Genomic DNA, 3316 nt, shown 5'->3' with positions numbered 1-3316 from the left:
CCGCCGCCGGGTCCATCAAGTGGTCGGGCGGCGGGGCGGGTTGCGGATCGAGCGGAGAGACGAGGCAGGAGGGAGGCGGGTTGTAAAGAACGGGCAAAGTCGCCGGAGGGGGCCCGGGTGAGCGAGTGGCTCACATGTTGATCATGTGTCCGGCAAGGCCGTGCACCGCTTCCTTCACCGCCTCGCCCAGGGTCGGGTGGGCGTGCACATTGCGGGCGACCTCGTGGACGGTGAGGTCCCACTGCTGGGCCAGGGTGAGTTCGGGGAGGAGTTCGGTGACGTCGGGGCCGATGAGGTGGCCGCCGAGGAGTTCGCCGTACTTCGCGTCGCTGATCAGCTTCACGAAACCGGTGGTGTCGCCGAGGCCGTGCGACTTGCCGTTCGCGGTGAACGGGAACTTCGCGACCTTGACGTCATGCCCCAACTCCCGTGCCTGCGCCTCGGTGTAGCCGAAGCTGGCGATCTGCGGCTGACAGTAGGTGGCGCGCGGGATCATCGCGTAGTCCAGCTCCATCGTCTCCGCGTCCGCGAGGGTCTCGGCGGCGATCACGCCCATGGCCTCGGCGGCGTGCGCGAGCATCAGCTTCGCGGTGACGTCACCGATGGCGTACAGATGCGGGACGGACGTACGGCACCGGCCGTCGACGTCGATCGCGCCGCGCTCGGTCAGCCGTACGCCGGTGTTCTCCAGGCCGTAGCCGGTGACGTTCGGCGCGAAGCCGATCGCCTGCAACACCTTGTCGGCTTCCAGGACTTGCTGGGTGCCGTCCTTGCCGGTGACCGTGACGCGGACCTGCGGGCCGGACTCGTCGATCGACTCGACCCGGGTGGAGGTGAGGACGTCGATGCCCAACTTGCGGTACTGCTTGGCGAGTTCGGTGGAGACCTCGATGTCCTCCAGGGGCGCGACCCGATCCAGGAACTCGACGATCGTGACCTTCACGCCGTAGTTGTGCAGCACGTACGCGAACTCGATGCCGATGGCGCCGGCGCCCGCGATGACGATCGAGCGCGGCAGGTCGTCGGCGAGGATCTGCTCCTCGTACGTCACCACGCGCGCGGTGCGCTTGGTGCCGGGCAGCAGCCTGGGGGTGGCGCCGGTCGCGATGATGCACTGCTCGAAGCCGATGGTGCGCGACTCTCCGTCGTAGCCCGCGACTTGGAGGGTGTGCGGGTCGAGGAAGGTGCCGCGGCCGTCGATCTCCGTGATCTTGTTCTTCTTCATCAGGTAGTGGACGCCCTTGACCCGGCCGTCCGCGACCCGGCGGCTGCGGCGGAACGCCTCGCCGTAGTCGAAGGAGACCTCCCCCTCGACCCTGATGCCGAAGGTCTTCGCCTCGCGGGTGAAGATGTGCGCCAACTCGGCGTTGCGCAACAGGGCCTTGGTCGGGATGCAGCCCACGTTCAGACAGACACCGCCCCAGTACTTCTCCTCGATCACCGCGACCCGCTTGCCGAGTTGGGCGGCACGGACGGCGGCGACGTAGCCGCCGGGGCCCGCGCCGAGTACGACGACGTCGAACCGGTCGTCCGGCCCGCCCTGGGCGTCCTGCTGACCCTGCTGGCCCTGCTGGTCCATCGGAAGATCCTTTCCCACGGGGAAGTCCACGCCCTCCAGCATGCCGCGCCCGTCGACGATCACGCGCATCGGCGCATCAGGCCCGCGGCGGGATCGGGGCTACGGCGGCATCTGCGCCACGGCTCCATCGGCGCCACGACTCCATCGGCGCTACGACGACTGCGGCTCCCCGGCCCCCGCCGGCGGAGCCCCGCGCCGGTACACGTCCTTGAGGTAGAGCACGAGGGCGGAGCCGAGCACCCACACCGGGAGGATCACCAGGGCGCGGGAGAGGCCGTCGTTCTGGAAGCGGGACAGGCCCTGCATCGCGCGGACGCCGATGCCGACCGGCAGGATCTCGGAGAGCGGGCGCAGCCAGCCCGGCAGATAGGCGGCCGGCATGATGCCGCCGCTGCTGCTGTTGCCGAGGATCAGCATGAGGATCGAGGCGAGGGTCACACCGGCCGAGCCGAACAGCCGTAGCAGGACCATGGTCGTGGCCGCGACCGCAGCGCCCATCAGGGAGATCACGACGACGAGGGGCAGGAAGGAGCCGGGCAGCGCGCCGAAGCCGGTGCTGCCGGCGATGGTGGCGATCAGGAGCCCGCCGACGATCCCGAACAGAGCGAGGCTGGCCATCCGCCAGCGGTACTGGAGGCGGGGCGCGAGCTGGTAGGTGGTCATGCCGAAGAGGTAGCCCGCGAGGACCAGGCCGAAGGCCGCGTAGAAGACGGAGAGGCCCCGGGTGTCCCCCGCTGCTGCCGGGGCGACGTCCTCGACGGCGAGTTCATGGTGCTCGGCGTGCGCCACCGAGCCGAAGGCGGTGGTCACGGTCGCGGTGACGGCGGCTCCGTTGGCGCTGCCGTAGAGCAGCGTTCCGTCGCCGAGGTAGGCCGCGTAGATCTTCCGGTCCTGTACGGCGTCACGCGCGGCGGACTCGTCGGCGTAGGTCTCGACGGTGAATCCGCCCGGGGCGACGCGGTCGAGGTCCTGGCTCAGGTGGGCCTGCGCGGTGCCTATCTCCGTTGTGCCGACGCGGAGTTGATGGGGGCGCGGGGCGTGGAACGCGGCGAGGTAGACGCTGACGAACACGGCACCGATCAGCAGCACGACGGCCACGGGGAGCAGGACGGCACGCGCGTTTCCGGGGCCGGGAGGCGGGTGGGCCACGTCCAGGGCGTGCTTGTGCGGCTGTCGAGCAACAACTTGCTGGGACATCGGAACGGTCCTAGATTAGAAGGCAACTGATAATATTTGTACATCACAATCAGCTGCCTTACAAAAGAGGTCCACCCTGTGAACCATCCCGACCGCCGCACCGGCTACGTGGCCTGGCAGATCGGCCAGATCATGGCGGCCCGGATGGAGCGCGCCCTGCGCCCGCTCCGGCTGACCCTCGCCCAGCACCGGGCCCTGATGCAGGCCGTCCTCGACCCCGGGGTGTCCAGCGCGACCGCGGCCCGCAGGGCGGCGATCACCCCGCAGTCGATGGGCACGGCGGTCAACGGGTTGGTCGAGCGCGGAATGCTGGAGCGGCGCACCACGCCCGGCGACCGGCGCACCCAGCGCCTGCACGCCACGGAGGCGGGTGTACGGCTCGCGGCGGAGGCCGCCGAGACGGTGGACGCGGCCCACGCCGAGGCGCTTCGGGCGCTGACACCGGCGGAGCAGGAGCAGACGCATGCGTTGCTGCTGAAGTTGCTGGCTTCGTTGAATCCCTCGGCGTTGGAGGGTGGGGACGTGGGGTGAGAAGGCGGG

General features: G+C 69.8%; 3 protein-coding genes. 1 reads left to right on the top strand and 2 read right to left on the bottom strand.

The window, feature by feature from the left end:
• Positions 1–130: 130 nt before the first annotated feature.
• Complete coding sequence (gene lpdA / locus JHN63_RS49245) at positions 131–1579, bottom strand: dihydrolipoyl dehydrogenase (RefSeq protein WP_200691655.1); 1449 nt, start codon at positions 1577–1579, stop codon at positions 131–133.
• A gap of 150 nt (positions 1580–1729) precedes the next feature.
• Positions 1730–2776, bottom strand: a complete 1047-nt coding sequence (locus tag JHN63_RS49240) for an ABC transporter permease (protein WP_200691654.1) — start codon at positions 2774–2776, stop codon at positions 1730–1732.
• 78 nt (positions 2777–2854) lie between these two features.
• Here JHN63_RS49240 and JHN63_RS49235 point away from each other — a divergent pair, with 78 nt between their 5' ends.
• On the top strand, positions 2855–3307 hold the full coding sequence (locus tag JHN63_RS49235) for a MarR family winged helix-turn-helix transcriptional regulator (RefSeq protein WP_200691653.1): 453 nt from the start codon (positions 2855–2857) through the stop codon (positions 3305–3307).
• The last annotated feature ends 9 nt before the right edge of the window (positions 3308–3316 follow it).

This window comes from Streptomyces sp. MBT65, from assembly GCF_016612545.1.
GTDB lineage: Bacteria > Actinomycetota > Actinomycetes > Streptomycetales > Streptomycetaceae > Streptomyces.
Note: the sequence above shows the minus strand (reverse complement) of the source record. Positions and strands in the feature narration are given on the sequence as shown.